The sequence below is a fragment of the Sedimentibacter hydroxybenzoicus DSM 7310 genome (genome assembly GCF_013403245.1).
Classification (GTDB): domain Bacteria; phylum Bacillota; class Clostridia; order Tissierellales; family Sedimentibacteraceae; genus Sedimentibacter; species Sedimentibacter hydroxybenzoicus.
Map to the genome: position 1 here is coordinate 53,505 of NZ_JACBNQ010000010.1, position 23,717 is coordinate 77,221.

The following is a 23,717-nucleotide window of genomic DNA, read 5'->3' on the forward strand; positions in this document are numbered from 1 at the left end:
TTTATTAATGAATGATATAAGTGTTAAATTTTATATTATAGTGCCTGTATATAATTCAGAACTGTATTTAGAGAAATGTTTAGAAAGTATATTATTTCAAACATATACAAATTGGGAAGCAATTATTGTTGATGATAATTCTAAAGATGGAAGTTTTAAAGTGTTAAAGGATTATTCTAAGAAAGATCAAAGGTTTAAAGTGTTTGCCAATTCTGTAAATCAAGGGCCAGGAATAACACGTAATAATGCTATAGAGCATGTTGTAAATAACTATGATAGAAATAGAAGTTTTAACTATATTGTATTTTTGGATTCAGATGATTGGGTTGATAAAAATTATTTGGAAACTTTAGCAAAGAATATTATAATAAATAAGCCGGAAGTTATATTTATAGATGTAATACAGGAGAATGATAATGGTAATTTCATTAAAAATCAAAATATGTCATTATATAAGGGAAAAGATAAAGATACAATAATTAGATATCAGATGACAGGAAAGATTCCATGGGGTGGTGTTAGAAAAGTAGTATCGGTAGATCACATAGAATCCAAAAATATCAGATATACAAATGATAGTATTGGGGAGGAGGCTATTTATAGTTTTAAGCTTCTTCATACAGCTAAAAGAATTTCTTTCTGTAAAGATACTAATTATCATTATGTAGTACATAGAGATAGTCAATCAAGATCTTTTAATGAAGATCCTTATAAGCCTATATATTTAAAGTTAAAAAAAGTGCTTGATGAAATGAATGTTTATGAATATTATTCGCGTACGTATAATAGTTTTGTTTATACATCTGTAATAGTGTCCATATACAGACATGTTGCATATTACGGAGTAAAAAAAGCTAACAAGTATGCTAAGGAAGCAATTAAAAATTTTAGAGATGAATACGAGTATGATATAGACTATGATAGCTTAGAAAAAAGAGTAAAAGTGTTAATTCCTATTGCTAAATTGAATTTATATTGGGTAATAGTTATGATTGCGTACGCAAAGAACTTAATATCTAAAAAAATAGATTGAGCATTAAATTATTCAACATTATAAGGAGGTGAATGGTTGGGAGCTTCAGTATATTACTTTGTATTTACAGTATATTCTTATTTGATTATTTTTACAAAAAAAAATAAATGGTTGAGGATTTTACCTTATGTGATTTTGGCTTTATTTAGTGGATTTAGATATGGAGTAGGAACAGATTATTTTAATTATGCAAGTATTTTTAACGATGTAGCTAGTGGAGTCTATCCATGGAAAATTGAAAAAGGTTATGAATATCTGATTTTATTTATAAGTAAAATTGGAGGGACTTATCAACTTGTTTTTTTAATAATGAGCTCATTAACTGTTTTCTTTACTTATAAATTTATTAAGGAAGAATCAGTAGATTATGTTATGTCTTCAATTCTATATTTACTTATTGGACCGTTTTACCTTAGTTCGATGAATGGTGTGCGTCAAGCACTAGCTATTTCAATAGTTGCATATTCGTTGAAATTTATAAGAAAGAATAAATATGTTAAAGTAATTTTTTGGATTATATTAGCAGGACTATTTCATTCAAGTGCATTTATTATTTTACCTATAGCTATAGCGATGAAAAGACGATATGAATTAAAAACATTAATTATTGCCTTTTTTAGTGTTTTTATAATAATGCGTTCAAAAATAATTTTTTGGATTATGGATTTGTTTTCGTATGGCAAATATATTAATTACGGAGAATATGACATAGATAAAACACTTTTACTTTTTGTTTTTATAGGGATTTGTGTAATTTATATTGTAGAAAGATATGGAATATCTAAAGAAAAGGAAATGTATTACAATATGAGTATAAGTTCATTAATGCTAATTTTGCTAGCTTTATTTACTGATAATGTGAGTAATGTAGTTTTTATGAGATTTAATAATTATTTTTTTTACTCATATTTAATATTGACTCCAATTATTGCTAATAAATTTAGGGAAAAAATTTTTGTAAAGTCCATAATTTACATATTCTCATTATTATATTTTACATTAACTATTTTTATGAGTAATAATATGCTTCCGTATCAATTCAATTTTAAAATTTTTTAATTGCCATTTCAATTTAGATTATTATGAAATAAAAATGCTAGAAAGAGGAACTAATTTGAAAAAAATATGCTTTATTCTCGCTAGTTTAAATGTCGGCGGGGTAGAAAAGAATACATTGAGATTAATTAAAAAACTTTTAGATAAAGGTTATCAGGTGGATTTATTAGTTGTTAGAAATGAAGGAGTATATAGAGAGCAGTTAGATAAAAGAACTAATATAATTTATTTAAACAATAAAAAAATCTCGCATTCTATTATAAAAATTTCTAATTATTTAAAGGAAAATAGACCAGATGCATTTATTTCGGCAAAAGATTATATTAATATTATTGTTATTTTAGCTAACGTACTTTCAGGAACTAAAACAAAAACAATAATAAGTACAAGAACGCAGGTTTCAATTGAACTTAATACACAAAAGAGATTTAATAGAATTATCAATAAGTTACTGATGAAAATAACATACCCCTTTGCCACTCACCTAGTAGCAGTATCTAAAGGAGTAGCAAATGATTTAGCTTCTATAATAGGAGTTGATTCAAATACAATCAATGTAATTTATAATCCAATAGTTGATGAAGAAATAAAGAAAAGGAAAAAGTTACATGTCGATATTGAAAACAAAAATGATAATGAAGCAATGCTAGTATGTGCAGGTAGATTAACCACTCAAAAAGATTATCCTACTTTACTTAATGCGATGGAAATTGTTAAAATATATAAAAATGTTAAACTAATAATTTTGGGAGAAGGAGATCAAAGAAAAAAAATTGAAGATATGATTCATAAGCTTAATTTAGAAGATTTTGTATATTTAAAGGGAAATGTTACAAATCCATATCCATATATGAGAGCGGCTGACTTGTTTGTGTTATCTTCAAAGTGGGAAGGTTTTGGCAATGTTATAGTCGAATCATTGGCAGTTGGCACACCAATAGTTTCCACAGATTGTCCTAGTGGACCTAATGAGATTTTAAATAATGGAGAATATGGAATTTTAGTGCCTGTTGGAAATGCAAAATTATTAGCAAAAGGAATAATTGAGGCTTTAGATAAAACTTGGGATAAAGAAGCTTTAATTAATAGGGCTAATGAGTTTTCTGTCGAAAGAGCTACAAACAGCTACATTACTTTAATTGAATCATAGTTATGTTTTAGGATAATTTTAATCCGCTTATAACAGATTTTTAATAGGAGTGAGTTAATGAATTTATCTATTATTGTACCCCATTTTAATTCGGTTAGTTCTTTAAAGGTTCTCATTGATACAATTCCAAGTATTGATGATATAGAAGTAATAATTATTGACGATAAAAGTGATGAATTACATCTAGATAGTTTGAAAAGATTTATAAAAAGAGATAAGCATAAAAATATTATACTATACAATAATACAACAGAAAATAAGGGAGCAGGAACTTGTAGAAATATTGGTCTGAAAAATGCAAAAGGAAAATGGGTGATTTTTGCGGATTCGGATGACTATTTTATTGAGGGATTTTATGAAATAATTACTAAATATTTTAATTCTGAATATGAGGCTGTGTTTTTTATCCCTACGAGTAAGGATGTAGAGTCAGGTAAACAATCAGATAGACATATATTATATAAAAAAATTATGACTTCTTATATAAATGATAAGAACATTAAAACTGAGTTAGATATGAGATTTGGTATAGTGGTGCCATGGTCAAAGTTAATAAACACTAAATTTTTAAAGAAGTATAATATAGAGTTTGACCAAGTGATTGCTTCTAATGATATTATGTTTTCAACCAAAGTTGGTTATTATATGAAAAGCTTTTATGTTGACAGTCAAATTATATATTGTGTAACAAAAAGAAGAGGTAGTTTAACTACAAAAATTAGAGAAGACATTTTTAATACTAGGAGAGATGTGTTTATTGAATACTATATATTTCTTAAGAGCAATTTAGAAGAAGATAAATTTAATATATTAGAGTTAACTGGAAACAGATACTTACCATTAGCGTTAGAATATAAGTTAGGAGTAAAGAAAGTTTTTGATACATATTTAGTATTTAAAAGAAATAATATTAAAATTAATATTTCTAGATTTATATACTTGAATCCTATAGAGCTATTTAAAAAAATGCTAAAATATTATAGGAAAAATATAATTAATAAAAGATTTATGACTAAATAAGTTAGCATATTAGGAGTATTAACTATGAATAAATATATAAAATTAATTGAAGTTATAGATGGGGATCTATGTTCGGGATGTGGAGCATGTGCTGGTATATGTCCAGTACATGCTTTAGATATTAATAGTAAAGTATCTCATAAACCAGTATTGAATGAAGAAAAATGTATTCAATGTAATTTGTGTTACGAAGTTTGTCCTGGAAAGGGATGGAATCCTGTTGAAAAAGCAAATGAGATGTGTATTAGAGAAAATATAAATATGGATTTAAAATATGGACCAGTTGTAGATTATTACTTAGGTAAGGCTACAGATTCATCAGTACATCTGTCTGGCGCATCCGGAGGAATTGGAACTGCATTATTATTATATTTACTTGATAAGAAAATAGTGGAAGAAGTAGTTGTAATAACATTAGAAAAGGGAATACCAAAGGTCTTATTTACAAATGATCCATATGAAATAAAGGCAGCAAGTGGAAGTAAGTATAGCCCTGTGCCAGTAATGAAAGAAGTTCTTCGAGAGTTAAGTAATCGACCTCGGAAAATAGCTATAACAGTTACTCCCTGTCAAATGGCAGCATTAGAAAACGCAATTAAGTTGAGACGTAATATTAGTAGAGATTTAATTTATGCTATTGGTTTATTTTGTGGTGATGTAAAAGATTATAAATCTGTTTATTATATTTCAAAAAATTTAAATATAAAAAATATAAATGAATGTGAATTCATAGGTTGGAGATATGGAAAATGGCCAGGAAAAGCTTCCTTTAGACTTAAGGATGGATCAATAGTTGGAAAAGAGCTACAGAAATGGTTAGGCTTATCAAGGACATTTTATACTCTTAATAGGTGTTTAATGTGTCCTTCTAGAGAGAATTGGTTAGCTGATATATCACTTGCTGACAATCATAAAGGATATACGGATGAAACTGTCATTATAGTAAGGACCAAAAAGGGGTATGATTTACTAAATCAAGCCTGTACAGATGGTGTGATAAATAAGAGGGTAATGGGAAAGAGTTCAAACGAGTTCTGTGTAACATTAACCAAATTTAAATCAGCCTTGATATATATTGAATATACAAGGAAGAAAAAATTACCAGCGCCAACATACGATTATGAACCAGTAATATATTTAGGTGACTTAAAACCCAGGACAAAAAAAATATTTTTATTCAAGCACAAGATGTTTATGTTTTTTAGAAATAAAAAAGTATATAATATACTGAGCAAATCTGCTCCCGTGATGGAAAAGGTTGGTGTTTTTACTAACGGATTTCCTTCAACAATACCAGGAATATCTTATTTTTCAAAGATTAAGAAATTTATTAAAAACAACAAGAATAGGTGATTGAAGTGAAATTATATGATCTTATTGTTAATAGTGCTACTAGGGGATTAGAATTACAATATAAAAATGGGAGCTTTCCAAAAGGGAAAAATGGACCTTGGAAAGATAACGACACATACATGAGAACAACAGCACACTGGGCACAATTACTGTATAAAGCATATTTGATAACAACTGAAGATAAATATTTAAGGGGAGCATTAAGGGCATGTAATTACTTAATAGATGATGAAAATAGACCCAATAATTTTACATTCTTATGCCGAATTAGTGATACAAAAGATAATTGTAACGGTTTGATAGGTCAAGCTTGGACTTTAGAACCATTAATACAGATAGGTATAAAGGAAAAAAAGGATGAATATATAAATATTTCAAAAAATTTACTAGAGAGAATTCCATTTAACAAAGAACAATATTTATGGGAAACAATTGATGTTGATGATACAAATAGAGGTTGCCATCGAACAATTAATCAACAGCTTTGGATTTCTGTTATGAGTTTGATTTTAGGTGACTACTTAAAAGATGATACACTTATTAATAATTCAACCAATTTCTTTTTAGGACTTTCTAGAAATATTGAATGGCTTGAATATGAGGGGTTAATTAAGCATACAACTAATAAAAGAGATAATTTCCTTAAAAATATAATTAAGAAAGCTGTGCTAAAAGAAAAAGTGAAAGCTTCTACAAAGGAAATGCAAGTTCTTTCAAACGGATACTTATCATTTATTCTACATGGTTTTGCTTTAGCCTATGATTATTGCTCTGAATATAGTTTTTGGCAGGATGCAAGTTTATATAATATTATAAAACAGGCATACAACTTTTTGGATAACAGGTTTCCATTCGGCTATTTAGAATCAGACAAAGGGTTTAGATGGGCTTATAACCCAGTAGGAATAGAAATGGCATATGCTACTCAAGTTTTTGACAAATATATTTCTATTAAGGATACAAGCGAAAAAACCGAGAAGTGGTTAAGCCTTCAAATTTCTGGTTATTACGATTTTAATAATAATTTAATGAATAGGAATACAATAGACCAAAACATTCTATCATCAAGATTATACGAATCAATCAACTTGAAAAACATTGAAATAAAGCCTGAATATTGGTCAGCAAAATTGGAGAACAACTATGAATAAATATAAAAAAATTCTCCAAAATAATTTAATAAAAGGTTTCTTAATGATATCAGGAGGAACAGCTTTTGTTCAGGTATTTAATATGCTTCTATCTCCTGTAATTACGAGAATTTATACTCCAGAAGAGTTTGGTATATTAACACTTTATACATCTGTAATGTCTATTCTTATAGTATTAGGCTCATTTTATTATGAATCAGCTATACCGATTGCAGAAACTGAAGAAAAAGCTATTAATGTTTTAAGTTTATGTGTTCTAATTCTTGTAGCAGTAGTATTATTTATTAGCATTACATTGTACTTCTTAGGTGCTAATATACTTGGATTAATTAATGCGAATGCACTAACTAATTATTGGTACTTAATACCGATAGGCGTATTTACCGTAGGTCTATACAATATTTTAATGAAATGGGCACTTCGTGAAAGGAACTATAAAAGCATTTTCAGATCAAAAATTAGCCAAAGTATTACTGGGAATTTAATAAAAATTTTATTAGGAGTATTGAACTTTGGACCACTAGGACTACTCCTAGGTAATATATCTAATCAGAGTGCTGGAGTAACAGTCCTTTCGTTAAACATCCTAAAAAGAAGCTTGATTAAATTTGTAAATTTAAAGGAAATGCTATGGTGTGCAAAAAGATACATTAACTTCTTTTGGTATTCATTGCCTAATGCAGTAATATTAAGCTTTACAACTCAAATACCTGTATTTTTTTTGACTGCAATATACGGGAGTGAAATTGTTGGTTACTATGGATTGGCAAACTCCATTATTAAACTACCAGTTTCATTAATAGGGATATCAATTGGTGAAGTATTTTATGCTGAAGCAGCCGCAACGGGTAAAAAAGACCCTAATGGTCTCAAAGAGTTATCAAATAAACTATTAAAAAAAATAATTCTTTTAGGAAGTATACCATTTCTAATTTTAGGAATCGGTGGAGCGCAAATTTTCTCTTTCGTGTTCGGTAGTAATTGGTATGATGCAGGTGTATATGCTCAAATGCTTTCATTGGGGGTTTTTTCTAACTTAATATTTCATCCTATAAGTAGAATTTATGGAGTTTTTGAAAAGCAACGATTGAAACTTTTAATAGATTTAGGTAGATTTGGATCTATTACGGTAGGATTTATCCTTTCAAACAGATTAGGGTTACAGCCTAATATTGCTGTTTTAGTATATTCAATTATAACTATGACTTTCTATTTTATTACGTATATTTTTGCACAGCGTATAATGGAAGAAAAATAAAAAAGTATGAATGAGTAATAGAATATCTATAGCGTAAAGCTACAAAGATATAGAAAGGTTTGTGCTTATGAAAATAATAATAACAGGTGTAGCTGGCTTCATAGGCTTCCACCTATCAAAAAAACTACTAGACAATTCTTATCAAATAATAGGAATTGATAACATTAACGATTATTATGATCCTAACCTTAAGCAATCAAGGCTTGAAGAATTGGAGAAATATAATAACTTTAATTTCTTCAAGGTATATCTTAAGGACAAGGATGCTGTTGACAAGATATTTGAGACATACAAACCAACTTATGTTATAAACTTAGCGGCTCAAGCAGGAGTGCGATATTCTATTGAAAATCCCTATGCTTATGTTGATTCTAATCTAATTGGTTTTATGAATATACTTGAAGCTTGTAGAAATTATCCTGTTGAGCATCTTATATATGCTTCTTCTAGTTCAGTTTATGGAGGCAATAAAGTAGCGCCATTTTCTACAAATCACAATGTAGATCATCCTGTGTCGCTTTATGCAGCAACGAAGAAGTCTAATGAGTTAATGGCTCACACATATAGTCATTTATATGGCATACCTACAACGGGATTGAGATTTTTTACAGTTTACGGTCCTTGGGGCAGACCGGACATGGCATACTTTTCGTTTACAAAAGATATACTTGCCGGGAAGCCTATAAAGGTATTCAATCATGGAAAGATGGAAAGAGATTTTACGTATATAGATGATATTGTTGAAGGAATAATCAAGCTCATTGATAAAGCTCCTGTTGCAAATAAAGAATGGGATGAAAGCAAGGATGATTTAAGTACAAGCTTTGCGCCTTACAAAATATATAATATTGGTAATAACAATCCTGTACCACTTATGAGATTTATAAATGCCTTAGAATCTGCTCTCGGAAAAGAAGCAAAGAAAGTTTATATGGATATGCAGCCGGGGGATGTACTTAGAACATATGCAGATGTATCAGATCTTGAAAGAGACATTAATTTTAAGCCATCAACAAATATAGAAGAGGGTCTTAAGAAGTTTGTAGACTGGTATAAAAAGTATTATAAGGTTGGAGAATAAAATATTAACATAGAAGATAAGATAAGATAAGATAATATAAGTACCTATAGGGGGTAAACCATGAAAATAACAATTGCCGGAACAGGTTACGTTGGATTGTCCAATGCTATACTTTTAGCACAGCACAACGAAGTCATAGCACTCGATATAATTAAAGAAAAAGTTGAAATGATAAATAATAAGAAATCTCCGATAATTGACCAGGAGATAGAAGAATATTTAGCATCGAAAAATCTTAATTTAAGAGCAACTACAGATAATTATGAAGCTTATAAGGATGCTGAATATGTAATTATTTCTACACCAACAAATTATGATCCGGAGAAAAATTATTTCAACACAAGGACTGTCGAAGCTGTTATAGCTAATGTTCTTTCTATTAAACCTGATGCTGTTATGATTATCAAATCTACAGTACCGGTAGGATATACTGAATCAATAAAAGAGAAATTTGATACGGATAATATTATCTTTTCACCGGAGTTCTTAAGAGAAGGAAAAGCACTATATGACAATCTCTATCCATCAAGAATTGTAGTAGGAGAGCAGTCTGAGAGAGCAAAAGTTTTCGCTGAACTTTTAGCTGAAGGTGCAATCAAAAAAGATATTCCAATTTTATATACAGGTTCAACTGAGGCAGAAGCAATTAAATTATTTGCTAATACGTATCTTGCACTTCGTGTAGCATATTTTAATGAACTTGATTCTTATGCAGAAATAAGGGGACTTAATACGCAGCAAATTATTGAAGGTGTCGGATTGGACCCACGTATAGGAACACATTACAATAATCCATCTTTTGGATATGGTGGATACTGCTTGCCAAAGGATACAAAACAGTTGTTAGCAAACTATGCGGATGTACCGCAAAATATAATGTCAGCTATTGTTGACGCAAACAGGACGAGAAAAGACCATATATCAGATATGATTATTAAGAGAAATCCGAAGGTTGTTGGTATATATAGGTTAACGATGAAGATGGATTCGGATAACTTCAGACAGTCAGCAATCCAAGGTGTTATGAAACGTATTAAAGCAAAGGGTATAGAGGTTGTGGTTTATGAGCCTGCACTTAAAGAGGATGAATTCTATAATTCAAGAATCATTAAGAATTTTGATGAATTTAAGAAAATCTCTGATGTTATTGTAGCAAACAGATTATCTGACGAAATTAAAGATGTAGTGGACAAGGTATATACGAGGGATTTGTTTAGCAGGGATTAATTTTGATAATAAAATGAAAATTAACAAACGGATATAAAATTATTTTGAAAGAAGCAAGATAGATATTGTATAAATTAGTTTTCAACAAAAATAATACAACTATAATAAGGGGAAGAGATATGGTGTTATTTAATGACAGTAGTTTATTCAAATCGCACATTCCGGCTAAAGAATTCATTAATAGAGAAACACCAAGAAATATATTTTATTCTGCAATAGACAATTCTAATACACTGAAGAAGAATGTAATAATGTACTATGGAATTGGAGGAATTGGTAAGTCAAGCCTCATCAAAAATCTGAAAGACTATGCAAATAAAAAAAATATATTATATTCTTTTGTTGATTTTGATGATCCCGCATTTCGCTTACCATTTAAGGCACTCATTGAATTGAAAAAAAATCTGAATATTCCAATGCCACATTTTGATGTTGCCGCGGCTTTGTGTTTCATCAAAAGAAATCCAGAATTGAAGTTTAATGATAAATCATTATTTGAGGGAAATGCAATAAAAATCATGAAATCAATGTCGTCATTAGAACAAACTGGAATTTTAACTTCTATTCTTGGATTGACAGAAGTTATATACGATAAATATGCAGATAAAATCAAGCTAAATAAGGAAATAAAAAAACATCTTGAAATTCTTAAAGGAAAAAGTTCAAATGAGATTGAAAAGGAATTGCCCGACTATTTTGCATATGATGTTATCAAATTCTTATATAAGGAAAATAGAGATAATTGTGTTTTCTTTTTTGATACTTATGAGTCATTATGGGACAAGGGTAGAAATGAATCAAATAGACTTAAAAACGATTCTTGGATCAGGAGGCTTGTTTTAAATATCCCAAATGCAATTTTTGTTATTTCAGGGAGAGAAAAGATTCAGTGGGAACTCGAGGATGAGCAATGGTCAACAAATATAAGTTACGTCTCTCTGGATGTGCTAAGAAGAGATTTTGCTGTAAAATATTTGGATATTTGTGAAATCAAGGATGAAAAAATCCAATCTAAAATTATTGATTCTGCTAAAGGACATCCGTATTATTTAGATCTTTGTGTAGATACATATTATAAATTGTTGAATACAGATAGACAAATTAGTGTTGATTCTTTTGGTCGAGGAAGAATAGAAATTCAGGAATGCTTTCTTAAGAACTTATCAGATAGTGAAATTAATACACTTAGAGTTCTTGTAATTCCTCGTTTTTATGATAACATAATATTTGAACTTTTAATAAATACCTTTCAAACGGGTTATTCTGTTATAAATATGGAGAGTTTTAATTCCTTTTCATTTGTAAAGCGTGACAAAAACAATAAGTATTTTATACACGTATTAATGAGAGATGAAATAAAAAGCCATATGTCTGAACAATTGAAGACATCAGTTAATGCAAAAATGGTGTCCTATTATGAAAACAAACTATCTGATAGAGATATTTTTGTTGATGATATCAAATACTTATTTGCAGAATTACTATATCATTTAAAGGATTCATGTACAGACCAGGATCTTGTGAATTATATTGAAAACAATCAGCTGCAAATTATTAAAAAACTTCAATTTTCTGGTGAAACAAGTTATCTGCTTGATCAATTTTTAGATTTATTTTATACAAACAAATCCACTATAGAGGGAACCGAATTTTTCTCAATAATGATTGATATGATTCATTTATCCGGGAAATATAGTGAAGCCGTACAAATAATATCTGACTATTTGGGTTCCTTTAGTCTTAAGGATATAGTAAATTCATCATATCGTTTGGATCTGTTTATTCGTAAAGTACATCACATGATGTTTTATACTCCACTTAAAACATTAAAATATGAAATGGATAAAGTGATGAATGTGTTTTCAGAACAAGAAAATCTCCGGATTCAGTATTGTGAAATTCTTTTTATGATGGGGGCTCATATATATTTGCCACTAGGGGATTTTGAAAATGCTAAGTCTTGTCTTAATAAATCAATTTGTATTGCTAGGGCTATTGGCTCAAACAATCTCATCTGCAGGGGTTTACGTAAATATTCGGAGTTGCTTTGTGCAAAAGGAAAGCTTGATGCAGCAGAAAGAATATGCAAAACTGCTATTGAAATCGCAGATAAAAATTCATTGACCAGATATGAGTTATATTTAAATTGCGTATTAGGGGAAATTAATCGTTTAAATGGGTTAGTTAATGAATCTATAAAAATTTTTGATGATGCTTTGCCTGTTGCAACTTCACTTGGAATAAAGGGATGGATTGGTCATATAAATTTATCGTTAGGAAACTGTTATGCCGATTTAGGTAATTATGATCTTGCTAAGGAATTTTATGAAAAAGCTTTATGTATATATAATGATGTTGAGCAGAAGTGGGGGATAATTAATGCAAGCTATGCTATTCAACGACTTTTACTAATTTCAGGAAATGCTCAGAACATAGCTATGCTTGATCATTTGTCGCTGGAATCTAAAAGAATGGGATATACTAAAATAAGTAAGTACATTGAACAAACCAAGAATGGTGAGTTGCATGTTTTTCATTTTGAGTTTTTATAAGGAGGATTTTTATGTTTAAGAAAATTAGTGCAGAAGACATTTCTGCTTCCCTTGAAGTAAGCCACCGTCAGTATCTGATAGGAAAATTAAAACTACCACAGATTCTCTCTCATATTGACGATGATAATATTGAGATTGGATTAACCTCTTATAAAGAATATAACATTGAATTACCTCATAAACATAAGATGGCTTTTGAATATCAATATATTATTAGTGGAGAGACGAAGTATCTTGATTTGCATAGTGGAGAAGAATTTTATTATGCTGCCGGAGATTTTTACAGAATAGATCCGGGAACAGAATATGCGCAAAAATCATTAGAGGATACATCTATTCTGTTTATTAAAACACCTCAAGGTAATGATAAAGTAGTTTTAGAGCAATCACCTGCATTGAAAAAATGGTTTTCTAGTTGGGATGCAGAAATATAGTGAACATTTTCAAAAGCTTATAACCTTTGAAGTGATAGATCCCGAAGTTTGGTATACTAAGGTAAAAAGGGTATACTTAGAATGGGAGAAAAGATATGGTGATTTTGAGGAATATTTAGAAATTTTAGCTGGTGTTTACTTAGATGAGCTAAAGGGTTTCGATAAATCTTATATCGAATATATTGCTGATCATGTTATTAAATCCAATGGTGACATGATCTATAAGTATTCTAGAAATCAAATTGAATATCATAAAAAGCAAAATCATAAAGTTTTTTTCATATCCGGCAGTCCTGATTTTCTTGTATCAAAAATGGCAGAAAAGTATAAGGCAACAGATTTCAGAGGAAGTATTTATAAGGTTGATTCACAAAATAGGTTTACTGGTGAAATAGTGAAAATGTGGGATTCTGAAAGCAAACAGAGAGAGCTTAACAATCTGATTAAAGTATATGATGTTGATTTAGAAAACAGCTACGCTTATGGTGACACAACAGGAGATTTTTCGATGCTTAAAATGATTGGTAATCCGGTTGCAATTAATCCAAACATAGACTTGTTGCTATCTATAAGAGAGGATGAAGAATTAAGTAAAAAAGCTACTATAATCGTTGAACGTAAAAATGTAATATATAAATTGGATCCAAATATAGAATTGTTGTAAAGACTGACTATTGATAAGCATTTAAATTGATGTATTAGAATAGATTATTAGAACTTGTACCTGGCATTGAGCCAGGCACAATATGTTGTTATAGGAATTTCATTAATCTTTCAATATTATCCTGTTCCAATTCAATAAATCTACTTGCCAATACCTGAATTTGCGGGTCGGAGTTTTGATGGGAATTTAATGTTTTTGTTATACCTGTAACTCCCATGGTATTTCCCTTAATAAGCATATCGGCAACATGAGATGGACTGTTACTGATTAGAGTATTAATTTCTAAGCCCATTCTTGAGCTAAACTTAGTCATTGCTGAAATGTCTTTAGGTTCATGATTTCTTTTTAACAGCTCTTCGTATGCTTCATTAGCAATTTCGTCATAGCTTCTAAGCTGATATTTAAGTTCATCATATATTTTATTATCTTTAACCTTTTTTAATAGTGTATTTATTGTTTCAACACCCATTTTAGCTCCTCGATAAATTTCAGATAAAAAATCTACAGTATTATTACTTTCCATTTTGCTCTCCTTTTTACCCTTATTATTAGCATGATCGTAGCTTTAATACGCAAACAAATGCCTTGTTACATAATTTGCCATTCAATGTTGATTTATATGCAGAGAGTATATATAATTATATATATAAATTTGATTTACTGCGATTAGAGATGCTTATGGAATTCAAAAGATTTAATGTAATTACAAAAGTATAATTATTGGAGAATAAATATGTTTAACACAGACTCACCTATAACTACCATGAAGGATGACTTGCTGAATAGGGATAAATTTGCAAAGCAGTTGGCACAGGCTGTACTATCTTATAATCAATCTAACAGCTTTAATATTGGATTATATGGAGAGTGGGGTTCCGGAAAAACATCTGTAATTAACATGGTTGAGGAAAGTATAATATCATTTACAAGTGAGCAACAAGAAAAACCTGTAATTATAAGGTTCAATCCGTGGCTTTTTTCTGACCAGACGCAGCTTACAATTCAATTTTTTAAACAGCTTTCATCTGCTTTTAAAAGATCATCTGCAGTACAAGCTGTTGGAACAGCAATGGAGGCATTAGGCGCGGCGTTTGAACTTACAAGCTTCGTTCCTTTAGTCGGTACATCCGGAGGAGTGGTGGCAAAGATAGTTGAAGGAATAGGAAAGGGACTGTCGGGTAAAACATTATCTCCTGATATACAGAATCTGAAAAATGAAATAGCAGACAATTTAAAGGAAAAAGAAGTTAAAACAATAATTATTATAGACGATATAGACAGATTGTCAAATGAAGAAATACGGTCTGTTTTTCAGCTTGTTAAATCGATTGCCGATTTTCCAAATACAATATATTTACTCGCTTTTGATTATGAGATTGTTACAAGAGCACTTGGAGAGGTGCAAAACACTGATGGACAAAAATACTTGGAGAAAATTATTCAGGTTCCATTCCAATTGCCTAAAATAAATGAACAACAGCTCATAGGTTTATTTTTTAATGGATTAAACAATATTATAGCTGAAATACCGGATGAAAAGTTTGATAAAGAAAGATGGTCGCTATTGTTTTTATATGGCATCAAGAATTACATAAAGACTATCAGGGATGTTGTGCGGTTAAATAATACAATTTCATTAAAGTATAGTTTTTTAAAGGATGAAGTAAATATAATTGATTTAATAGGAATAACTACAATTCAAGTTTTTGCACCGAGTATTTACGAACGGTTACAACACTATAAGGATAATTTTTGTGGGGAATTTTCTTATTATTCAAATAATGACAATGAAAAAAATGAATTCGGAGAGTTGTATGAATCTATTATTAATAATCAGGATGAGATTGAAAGAAAAAATATTTCAGAAATTCTTTCATTGCTATTTCCTAAAGTAAATAGTATTGTAAAGAATAATTTTTCAAATTATAACTATGACAGTAACAACTCAATGTTATTAGGAAGTATATGTAACAAGGATTATTTTGACAGATACTTTTCACTGTCTTTCAGTGAGAGCTTATCTTTACAGGAAGCAGAGCACATTATCTTTAAAGAGGAGAACAGGAAAGAGTTAAATAAATTATTACTAAAGATAGATGAAAGAAATCAAACTAATATTTTCTTGAATTATTTTAATTCAGCTATGAGAAAATTGAAAAAATCAGATGAGTATAGAAATAGAATTGATATAGTACTAAGCTCAATTTTAGAAAATTGGGATAATTTACATGATGTTGATGAAAGACAATTTTTTTCATTTCCGTGGGTCTGGCGATTAATGAATGCCGTGGACCATTCTTTAAAGACTTTTTCTGAAGAAGCGGATAGGTTTTCAGTCATATTGAATATGTTCAATAATACAAATATTAGCTTATATGTGAAGCTAACAATCTTATCAAGTTTTGAACGAGAATACAATCGTTACTCGGGAGACGATAATAAGGACCGGACACCGGATGAATATATTTTAAGCTTGGAACACGTTTTAATGTTAGAAGAAATATGCTTTCATTATATAGAAGAGCTTATCAATAATGATAATTTAATAAATATAAAAGGTTTTTCAAGTGTTGAGTGGTTTGTTGAAAATTCTGAAAATGAGACATTGAAGAGTAAATTCCATAATTATATGAATCATATAATTCAAACGGACGATGATTTGGCTAGGTTAATTTCTTCGTTAACCAGTCACGGAAAAGGTGCCGGTAATATTGTTTATGAATTATGGAATGTTGATTTGAAACATATGAGTAAATATTCTGATATTGAGGAAGCAGTTAACAGAATGAACAATTATATTAAAAATGACAGCTTTAACAAGCTTAATCGTGCTGTCAAGGAGGATATTATAGCGTTCTTAGTATTTTATGAAGTTAAGGATGAACCTTACAGAGAAAGCGTTACGCGTCCATTGATAGAGAAATTTTGTAAAAAACATGATATTATACTTTAAACAATATAATCATACAAAAAAGGAGATTTTTAGATGGGTATTATGAAATTATCATCACAAATAACTTTTTTATATTTTGAAAAATTAGATGAGGCAAGAACATTCTTTGAAGATGTACTTGAGCTCGAGAAGGTGTTTGATCCAAAATGGGCATGTGTATGGAGAATAGGAAAAGATTCTTTTATCGGTGGAGTTGATGTCAAGGAAGGGTCTATAGAAGTAACAAACAGAGGTGGAGTGTTGATCAGTTTTACAGTTGAAAATATAGAAGAAGTGTATGAGAAACTAAAGAAATACGATTTGAAGGATATGACGGAAATAAAGTTTTTTGAAGATATTAGTCTAAATTCATTTTTATTTACAGGGCCTGAAGGATACAAATTCGAAGTTCAGCAGTTTGAAACTGAAGAATTACGCAGATTATTTTAGACGGCAATTCCCTATCTTTCATAGCTGTTTTCAAGTTAAAGTGAGGTGATAAAACAAATAGAAAAATATTGAACGAAAGGCTATATTGTGGTATAGTGAAATAACAATATTTGTAAGGTTATTAAATATATTTTGTTTAAGGATGTGTGGAAAATGCCAAGGTTAAGTCGAGGTCAGTTAAGCAAAATTCGCATTAGAGGATTTAAGTCAATTAAGGAATGTGAAATTAAATTTAATAAAATTAATGTATTAATAGGCAGTAACGGTGCAGGTAAATCTAACTTTATTTCTGCATTTTCTTTGCTTCAAAATATTTTAATAAAAAACTTACAATTAACGGTTGCGCAAAGCGGTATTAACTCCTTGTTTTTTAACGGCAGAAAGATAACCGAGGAAATAGAATTTGAAGTTTTTTTCGGGAATAATTCTTATGGATTTACACTTGTACCAACCGAAGATAACAGACTGATTTTTAAAAAAGAGTATTTCGGATATTACGGAACGTTTAATACACAGAGTTTTGTATCCAGCGGCCATAGTGAGGCAAGGTGGGAAACAGGAACAGGAAATAAAATTCAGGATTATGTTGCTCCAATATTAGACAAACAAAATTGGAGAGTGTATCATTTTCATGATACAGGAAAGAGCGCAAAGGTAAAACAAGAGCATAATATTTCAAATAATAAAGTATTACTTTATGATGCTTCGAATCTCGGTGCATTCTTGTATAGATTACGAAACCATTACAAAAATTCATACGATGAAATCGTTAAAACTATAAGGCTGATAGCTCCATATTTTGATAACTTTGAATTGGAGCCGAATGAGGGTAATAATGAATTAATAATTCTCAGATGGAGGCAGAAAGGATGCGAAGATATATTTAATGCTTCTCAGCTATCTGATGGTACATTGAGATTTATTTGTCTTGCAACTTTATTGCTGCAGCCTCATGAACTACAACCAGAAACTATAATAGTTGATGAACCGGAGCTTGGACTTCATCCGTATGCCATTACTATATTTTCTGAAATGGTCAGACAATTATCCGATGAAAAACAAATAATTATTTCAACACAGTCTGTAGAGCTTCTTAATGAATTTGATATTGAGGATATCATTGTTGTTGACAGGGATGAGTCAGGTTCAATATTTAAACGTCTGAGCGAAGAAGAGTTAAAAGAGTGGTTGGAGTATGACTATGCGTTAGGTGATTTGTGGAAAAAGAATGTGCTGGGGGGTAGACTCTCAAAATGAAAAATGTGTATATTTTATGTGAGGGGCAAACGGAAGAGTCTTTTATCAATGAAGTTATATATCCGTATTTTTTAAATATTGGTATTTATATAAGACCAATAATATGCGCAACAAAAAGAACTATAGCTAAAAAGCACAAAGGTGGAGTATCTGATTATAATAAAATTAAAACTGAACTGAAAATTTTATGTAAGCAGCACAAAAACGAAATTGTAACAACGATGTTTGATTATTATGCGATGCCGGATAATACTCCGGAAATTCATCATAAAGATTCAGATATATATAAACAGATTGAGTATATAGAAAATAAAATTACCGAAGATATTAATCACTCTAATTGTTTTTTCGGGTTAATGCTTCACGAGTTTGAAGGATTGCTTTTTTCTTCGCCACAGTCATTTGAGTTAATAACTGATATTAATACTACCAATATTATACAAGATATCAGGGATTCGTTTGATTCTCCTGAGCATATAAACAATTCCGTAGAGACCGCACCATCAAAGCGATTAGAAAAACTAATACCTAACTATTCTAAAATAAGAAATGGTACAATCATATCCAAAGAAATAGGGATTGATAGACTAATGGAGGAATGTAAACATTTTTCTGACTGGATTGAAAAAATAAAGACGTTTGAATTACAGAGCAGATAACATAAATTTTAGTTTAGGTCGTGAAAGAGTGATTTTCGGAGTTGGTCCGACAACACTTTTTTATTTTTCAAATAATATAAAAACATATTACTACTGGCAAAGAAGAGTATACAATGCGGTATGTAATGAGTTAGCAATAGCAAATGGAAATAAAGCAGTACCGGTATTTGCAGAAGTGAAGATTCCGGCAGGAAGGTCCTTAGATGTAGCAATTAATATTATTTTTTCACCGGAGTTCTTGAGAGAAGGGAAAGCATTATATGACAATCTATATCCATCAAGAATTGTAGTCGGAGAACATTCTGAGAGAGCAAGGGTATTTGCTGAACTTTTAGCTCAAGGAGCTATTAAATAGGATATTCCAATTTTATCTAAATGAGCGATGTCAATGAAGGAGCGTAAGACTATGGCGAAACTTAAATATAATCTTAAGAATTTTATATATAGCATAAAATTTTTATTCCGACCAATAGCTCCAGTGGCAGTTAGCCTTGTGTTTTTAGCTATGAGTTTTGCGTTACTAGTTTTTATCCTATTCAACATAGATGAAAGCACAAAAGCATATCAAGTACTTTTAGCTATTTTAACAGGAGTTACAGCATCCCTTCTGATTGCCATTATGATGGAATTATATAATAATTATCGGTTCAATGTTAAGCGTCAGAGAGAGTTAAGAGAATTCTTTAGAGTTGTTGCTAACTATAAAGTTAATATAGATTCAATTATTAAGACAAATGATAGGTATGAAAACATATTAGGAAATGGAAGGTCTTACGCTATATTTTGTCAGTTATATAAAATCGTTCCTAAGCTTAAAGAAGCACTTAATAATAGGGATTACCTATACCAAAAGGAAATAGAAGAGATAGACGATATCCTATATGAGTATGATGACTTACTTAATATTATTCATTATAAATCGTTTGAATATTTTTTAGGCTTGATAGTTGATGAAACTGAGGATCAGACCGAATTTAAAGGCAAACCTGCGGAACAAGTTAAAGCTCATGAATTTAATGACGATAGTGAGAATACTGATGAAGCAATTAGTTCTCTTTTAAAGTTTCTTGAAAAAGAGGCAAAGAAATATGAGAATAAAGAAAGGGACTCATTCTTTTACGACGAAGCCCCAGAATATCTGAAATCTATTATTGAAAAAGCAATATTCATGGATCGTCATATATTTAGAAATTATTTTGAGGTAACTGATAAGCGGTATGAATCTTCGAAGAAAAATGATGGAGAAGAATATCTTGAAGAAAACAAAAACGATAAAGATACAGGATATGAGTTTCGCTCAAATATGATTAGCTTAGCCTGTGGCAATATCGATAAATCAATGACAAAGCTTCAAAAAAGAGCGGAAAAAGAACCATATTTTTGGATTATGGCAAGCTATAAAGAAAAAAACAAAGTAGACTAGGGCTTCTAATATAAATGATTGCAGAAATGGTCACAGATAGTAAAAGAATGCAGAAACAGTGGACAAACGGCAGTTAAGTGGTGTTCGGAAACCAGAGATAAGGCAAGAAGTATTAAGAGGGAAGTTGTTGAATTCGAAATAAACAGCAAAGAAAAGTGTTCTAATTGTGATGGCAAACTAACTCTCATATGAAAAGAATATTTAAGAACACTAGTAAAATAAACTCTTTAAGTGAGCATTACAAAATTGATGCGGATGTAGAAAGAAAGAGTGCTGAAGATGAATGATAAAAAGGTATTTAAGGGTGGTAAGCACTAAATTTAATTCTTTTTTAGATTTTGAGAATGTTATTGCAATTGAATGACAGGATACTGCGGAAAATATGAATAGGCAAAGAACAAATGTTCGCAAAAACTCTTGGCAATATATAATTAAAAGTTTAAAATGTTAATATAATAATTGTACATTTATCAAGTGCAGAAAATAACTATCTGAAGGATATAGAAAGTAGGAGTTTGTATGGAAAATGTAGAACAAATGTCGTTGGACGGATATTTTGGGATTCATGCCTTGTCAAATAATTCTCAAATTGTTGAAGCAGTTGAAAAGTTAGCTTCAACTAATGAACGTGATGCCAGAGGTGCTGTATATACACGGGTTGAAGTCGTAGAATTTATTTTAGATTTGGTAGGTTATAAAGATGATGAAAAACTCTATAATAAAAAAATATTAGAACCGTCTTTTGGAGAAGGTTATTTTTTATTGACAATTATTGAACGTCTGATATCCTCTTGGAGGAAATACAGTGATCAAGCTTCATCAATAGTTGAAGTTCTTAAGGACTCGATATGTGCTGTTGAATTACATAAAGAAACATTTTATAATACGAGAGAATTAGTTGTTAAAAGATTAAATGATGAGGGTATTTCTAATGCTGAAGCAAAACAATTAGCAGAATTATGGTTAATTCAAGGGGACTTTTTATTAGAAGATCAAACAGAGAAGTTTGATTTTATAGTTGGTAATCCCCCTTATTTAAGACAAGAATATATCCCGCAAGCACTTCTCAAGGAATATCGTTTGCGATATAAAACAATGTTTGACAGGGCTGATATTTACATTGCCTTTATTGAAAGAACCTTGTCTCTATTGAATGATAAAGGCAATTTAGGTTTTATCTGTTCCGATAGGTGGATGAAGAATCGCTATGGAGGACCGCTAAGAAATTATATATCTAAGAACTTTAATTTTAAAGTATATGTTGATATGTTTGAAACAGATGCTTTTTGCACTGATGTGTCCGCTTACCCTGCTATTACAATTATAAGTAGAGAAAGTCAAGGCGTAACCAGAATAGCTTATCGTCCCAAAGTTGACAGAGATATTTTAGAATGTCTCTCATCGGAATTGACTTCTAAAAAACTTATAAAATTTAATTCAGTAAAAGAACTATCAGGAATTGTCAATGGCACAGAGCCTTGGTTGATGGAGTCTACATACAAACTCAATTTGTTAAGAAAAATTGAATCAGAATATCCACTGCTTGAAGATGTAGGGTGTAAGGTTGGTATTGGTATAGCGACGGGTGCTGACAGAATATTCATTCAAGACTATGACAGTCTGGATGTTGAAGAAGACAGAAAATTACGTTTAGTTACTACACAAGATATCTATAATGGTGAAATTAATTGGTATGGGCAAGGAGTAATTAATACATTTGACGATAATGGTTGTATTATTAAGTTAGACTCTTATCCTAAGTTGAAGAAATTTCTCGAAGACAATGAGAAAGTTATTAGAGATAGATATATAGCAAAAAAAAATCCAAACAAATGGTTTCGGACAATAGATAAGGTATGGCCTGAGTTATTGAATAAGAAAAAATTACTGATACCAGATATTAAAGGTGAGCCCCATATAGTATATGACTCCGGAGAATATTATCCTCATCATAATTTATATTATATAACTTCTGAGGAATGGGATATTAGAGCATTACAGGCAGTTCTTTTATCAAATATTACAAAGCTCTTTATTAACAAATATTCAATTAAAATGCGAGGAGAATATTTACGCTTTCAGGCTCAGTATTTGAGAAGAATTCGAATACCAAGATGGGAGAATGTTAGTGAAAAAGTAAGAGTGGAATTAATTAATGCAACAAAGGAAAGGAACATAGATATGTGTAATAATGCGGTATTTGAATTATATAGATTGAACAAAGAGGAACGCTCGGTCTTAGTAAAGGATGGTGAATAAATGACAATTGATTTAGTGGATTATGAAGAAAAGGTTAAAAAAGCAGTTCAGGTATTCTGGAGTAGCAGGTATATTGCAAAACAAAAGCAAGTTGAATCAGGTAATGCTGATCAAGGAGAGCGTGCAGGAGTAACCGCAGGGAAAAATATGGATAGCTTCGTAGACTTGATTATTGATATTATTAAGGCTAACGGACTTGGAAATGCTGAAATTTATAAAAACAGATCTGTACTTTCTCTTCCTGGATATTTTCGACCGACTAAACTTTGGGATATTATTGTTATACACAAGGGCGAGTTAATTGCTGCCATAGAATTAAAAAGTCAAGCAGGTCCATCGTTTGGGAATAATTTTAATAACAGAGCAGAAGAAGCAATCGGAAGTTCTCATGATTTTTGGACAGCATATAGAGAAGGCGCTTTTGTGAACAGCCTAAGCCATTTGTAGGTTGGATAATGTTGGTTGAAGATGCTATCGAATCAAGAGCTCCGGTATTATGTTCTTCACCACATTTTTCAATTTTCAAGGAATTTGAAAATGCTTCTTATTTGAAGAGATATGATATTTTATGTAAAAAACTAGTAAGAGAACAACTTTATACGACGGCAGTTGTAATAGCATCACCTCGAACAGCCATTAAGGACGGTAGGTACACTCATATTTCGAATATGACAGATATAAAAGTATTTGTTACTTCTTTTGCCGGGCATATAGCTTCGGCAGCAGCGAGGCTTAATTAAGAAAATACAATAATAGAT

At 30.4% G+C, this 23,717-nt stretch carries 20 protein-coding genes and 2 pseudogenes; 21 read left to right on the forward strand and 1 reads right to left on the reverse strand.

All coding sequences use genetic code 11. From position 1 onward, the window contains the following. The first annotated feature begins 7 nt into the window (after nucleotides 1–7). The 12 genes from HZF24_RS10195 to HZF24_RS10250 all read left to right on the forward strand — a co-directional run bounded on the left by HZF24_RS10195 (nucleotide 8) and on the right by HZF24_RS10250 (nucleotide 13,979). Entirely contained in the window at nucleotides 8–1,033 is a 1,026-nt protein-coding gene (locus tag HZF24_RS10195) for a glycosyltransferase (protein WP_179238215.1), read from the forward strand. 36 nt (nucleotides 1,034–1,069) lie between these two features. Further along, a complete protein-coding gene (locus tag HZF24_RS10200) occupies nucleotides 1,070–2,092 on the forward strand; it encodes an EpsG family protein (RefSeq protein ID WP_179238216.1) in 1,023 nt (340 codons plus the stop codon). A 55-nt stretch (nucleotides 2,093–2,147) separates the two neighbouring features. Beyond that, entirely contained in the window at nucleotides 2,148–3,239 is a 1,092-nt protein-coding gene (locus HZF24_RS10205; protein WP_179238217.1) for a glycosyltransferase, read from the forward strand. Between the two features lie 57 nt (nucleotides 3,240–3,296). Beyond that, nucleotides 3,297–4,259, forward strand: coding sequence for a glycosyltransferase family 2 protein (locus tag HZF24_RS10210; RefSeq protein WP_179238218.1), 963 nt, complete (start codon nucleotides 3,297–3,299; stop codon nucleotides 4,257–4,259). Nucleotides 4,260–4,283: 24 nt separating this feature from the next. Further along, nucleotides 4,284–5,612, forward strand: coding sequence for a Coenzyme F420 hydrogenase/dehydrogenase, beta subunit C-terminal domain (locus tag HZF24_RS10215; protein WP_179238219.1), 1,329 nt, complete (start codon nucleotides 4,284–4,286; stop codon nucleotides 5,610–5,612). 5 nt (nucleotides 5,613–5,617) lie between these two features. Next, on the forward strand, nucleotides 5,618–6,763 hold the full coding sequence (locus tag HZF24_RS10220; RefSeq protein WP_179238220.1) for a hypothetical protein: 1,146 nt from the start codon (nucleotides 5,618–5,620) through the stop codon (nucleotides 6,761–6,763). Next, nucleotides 6,756–8,021 (forward strand): lipopolysaccharide biosynthesis protein, encoded by a 1,266-nt coding sequence (locus HZF24_RS10225; RefSeq protein ID WP_179238221.1) that lies wholly within the window; start codon nucleotides 6,756–6,758, stop codon nucleotides 8,019–8,021. The genes HZF24_RS10220 and HZF24_RS10225 overlap by 8 nt, the downstream gene beginning before the upstream one ends. 67 nt (nucleotides 8,022–8,088) lie before the next feature. Further along, nucleotides 8,089–9,102, forward strand: a complete 1,014-nt coding sequence (locus HZF24_RS10230) for an NAD-dependent epimerase (RefSeq protein WP_179238222.1) — start codon at nucleotides 8,089–8,091, stop codon at nucleotides 9,100–9,102. 60 nt (nucleotides 9,103–9,162) lie between these two features. Then, the gene (locus HZF24_RS10235; RefSeq protein ID WP_179238223.1) at nucleotides 9,163–10,329 is read left to right on the forward strand and encodes a nucleotide sugar dehydrogenase; all 1,167 of its coding nucleotides are present in this window, start codon (nucleotides 9,163–9,165) and stop codon (nucleotides 10,327–10,329) included. A 119-nt stretch (nucleotides 10,330–10,448) separates the two neighbouring features. Next, nucleotides 10,449–12,881, forward strand: coding sequence for a tetratricopeptide repeat protein (locus tag HZF24_RS10240; protein WP_179238224.1), 2,433 nt, complete (start codon nucleotides 10,449–10,451; stop codon nucleotides 12,879–12,881). 11 nt (nucleotides 12,882–12,892) lie between these two features. Beyond that, a complete protein-coding gene (locus HZF24_RS10245) occupies nucleotides 12,893–13,315 on the forward strand; it encodes a cupin domain-containing protein (RefSeq protein ID WP_179238225.1) in 423 nt (140 codons plus the stop codon). Then, nucleotides 13,302–13,979, forward strand: a complete 678-nt coding sequence (locus tag HZF24_RS10250; RefSeq protein ID WP_179238226.1) for an HAD family hydrolase — start codon at nucleotides 13,302–13,304, stop codon at nucleotides 13,977–13,979. The genes HZF24_RS10245 and HZF24_RS10250 overlap by 14 nt, the downstream gene beginning before the upstream one ends. Nucleotides 13,980–14,067: 88 nt before the next feature. Here HZF24_RS10250 and HZF24_RS10255 read toward each other — a convergent pair whose 3' ends face one another. Further along, nucleotides 14,068–14,502, reverse strand: coding sequence for a hypothetical protein (locus HZF24_RS10255; RefSeq protein WP_179238227.1), 435 nt, complete (start codon nucleotides 14,500–14,502; stop codon nucleotides 14,068–14,070). A 210-nt stretch (nucleotides 14,503–14,712) separates the two neighbouring features. Here HZF24_RS10255 and HZF24_RS10260 point away from each other — a divergent pair, with 210 nt between their 5' ends. The 9 genes and pseudogenes from HZF24_RS10260 to HZF24_RS10300 all read left to right on the forward strand — a co-directional run bounded on the left by HZF24_RS10260 (nucleotide 14,713) and on the right by HZF24_RS10300 (nucleotide 23,699). Then, nucleotides 14,713–16,932 carry a KAP family P-loop NTPase fold protein gene (locus HZF24_RS10260; RefSeq protein WP_179238228.1) on the forward strand — a complete coding sequence of 740 codons (2,220 nt, stop codon included), beginning with the start codon at nucleotides 14,713–14,715 and terminating at the stop codon, nucleotides 16,930–16,932. Nucleotides 16,933–16,965: 33 nt separating this feature from the next. Beyond that, the gene (locus tag HZF24_RS10265; protein WP_179238229.1) at nucleotides 16,966–17,361 is read left to right on the forward strand and encodes a VOC family protein; all 396 of its coding nucleotides are present in this window, start codon (nucleotides 16,966–16,968) and stop codon (nucleotides 17,359–17,361) included. A 153-nt stretch (nucleotides 17,362–17,514) separates the two neighbouring features. Beyond that, a complete protein-coding gene (locus HZF24_RS10270) occupies nucleotides 17,515–18,618 on the forward strand; it encodes an AAA family ATPase (protein ID WP_179238230.1) in 1,104 nt (367 codons plus the stop codon). Continuing rightward, complete coding sequence (locus tag HZF24_RS10275) at nucleotides 18,615–19,277, forward strand: DUF4276 family protein (RefSeq protein WP_179238231.1); 663 nt, start codon at nucleotides 18,615–18,617, stop codon at nucleotides 19,275–19,277. The genes HZF24_RS10270 and HZF24_RS10275 overlap by 4 nt, the downstream gene beginning before the upstream one ends. 214 nt (nucleotides 19,278–19,491) lie before the next feature. Beyond that, a pseudogene (locus HZF24_RS10280) lies at nucleotides 19,492–19,629 on the forward strand (UDP-glucose 6-dehydrogenase); the annotation flags it as partial. A 54-nt stretch (nucleotides 19,630–19,683) separates the two neighbouring features. Further along, nucleotides 19,684–20,700, forward strand: a complete 1,017-nt coding sequence (locus HZF24_RS10285) for a hypothetical protein (protein ID WP_179238232.1) — start codon at nucleotides 19,684–19,686, stop codon at nucleotides 20,698–20,700. 18 nt (nucleotides 20,701–20,718) lie between these two features. Then, nucleotides 20,719–20,892, forward strand: a complete 174-nt coding sequence (locus HZF24_RS10290; RefSeq protein ID WP_179238233.1) for a hypothetical protein — start codon at nucleotides 20,719–20,721, stop codon at nucleotides 20,890–20,892. A 327-nt stretch (nucleotides 20,893–21,219) separates the two neighbouring features. After that, the gene (locus HZF24_RS10295) at nucleotides 21,220–22,959 is read left to right on the forward strand and encodes an Eco57I restriction-modification methylase domain-containing protein (RefSeq protein ID WP_246346060.1); all 1,740 of its coding nucleotides are present in this window, start codon (nucleotides 21,220–21,222) and stop codon (nucleotides 22,957–22,959) included. Further along, nucleotides 22,960–23,699 (forward strand): annotated as a pseudogene (locus tag HZF24_RS10300) (PaeR7I family type II restriction endonuclease). Nucleotides 23,700–23,717 lie beyond the last annotated feature (18 nt).

Coding starts and splice junctions, on each gene's coding strand:
- HZF24_RS10195 (WP_179238215.1), top strand. CDS start 8: ATGAATGATATAAGTGTTAAATTTTATATTATAGTGCCTGTATATAAT.
- HZF24_RS10210 (WP_179238218.1), top strand. CDS start 3,297: ATGAATTTATCTATTATTGTACCCCATTTTAATTCGGTTAGTTCTTTA.
- HZF24_RS10215 (WP_179238219.1), top strand. CDS start 4,284: ATGAATAAATATATAAAATTAATTGAAGTTATAGATGGGGATCTATGT.
- HZF24_RS10225 (WP_179238221.1), top strand. CDS start 6,756: ATGAATAAATATAAAAAAATTCTCCAAAATAATTTAATAAAAGGTTTC.
- HZF24_RS10230 (WP_179238222.1), top strand. CDS start 8,089: ATGAAAATAATAATAACAGGTGTAGCTGGCTTCATAGGCTTCCACCTA.
- HZF24_RS10235 (WP_179238223.1), top strand. CDS start 9,163: ATGAAAATAACAATTGCCGGAACAGGTTACGTTGGATTGTCCAATGCT.
- HZF24_RS10240 (WP_179238224.1), top strand. CDS start 10,449: ATGGTGTTATTTAATGACAGTAGTTTATTCAAATCGCACATTCCGGCT.
- HZF24_RS10245 (WP_179238225.1), top strand. CDS start 12,893: ATGTTTAAGAAAATTAGTGCAGAAGACATTTCTGCTTCCCTTGAAGTA.
- HZF24_RS10250 (WP_179238226.1), top strand. CDS start 13,302: ATGCAGAAATATAGTGAACATTTTCAAAAGCTTATAACCTTTGAAGTG.
- HZF24_RS10255 (WP_179238227.1), bottom strand. CDS start 14,502: ATGGAAAGTAATAATACTGTAGATTTTTTATCTGAAATTTATCGAGGA.
- HZF24_RS10260 (WP_179238228.1), top strand. CDS start 14,713: ATGTTTAACACAGACTCACCTATAACTACCATGAAGGATGACTTGCTG.
- HZF24_RS10265 (WP_179238229.1), top strand. CDS start 16,966: ATGGGTATTATGAAATTATCATCACAAATAACTTTTTTATATTTTGAA.
- HZF24_RS10270 (WP_179238230.1), top strand. CDS start 17,515: ATGCCAAGGTTAAGTCGAGGTCAGTTAAGCAAAATTCGCATTAGAGGA.
- HZF24_RS10275 (WP_179238231.1), top strand. CDS start 18,615: ATGAAAAATGTGTATATTTTATGTGAGGGGCAAACGGAAGAGTCTTTT.
- HZF24_RS10285 (WP_179238232.1), top strand. CDS start 19,684: ATGGCGAAACTTAAATATAATCTTAAGAATTTTATATATAGCATAAAA.
- HZF24_RS10295 (WP_246346060.1), top strand. CDS start 21,220: ATGGAAAATGTAGAACAAATGTCGTTGGACGGATATTTTGGGATTCAT.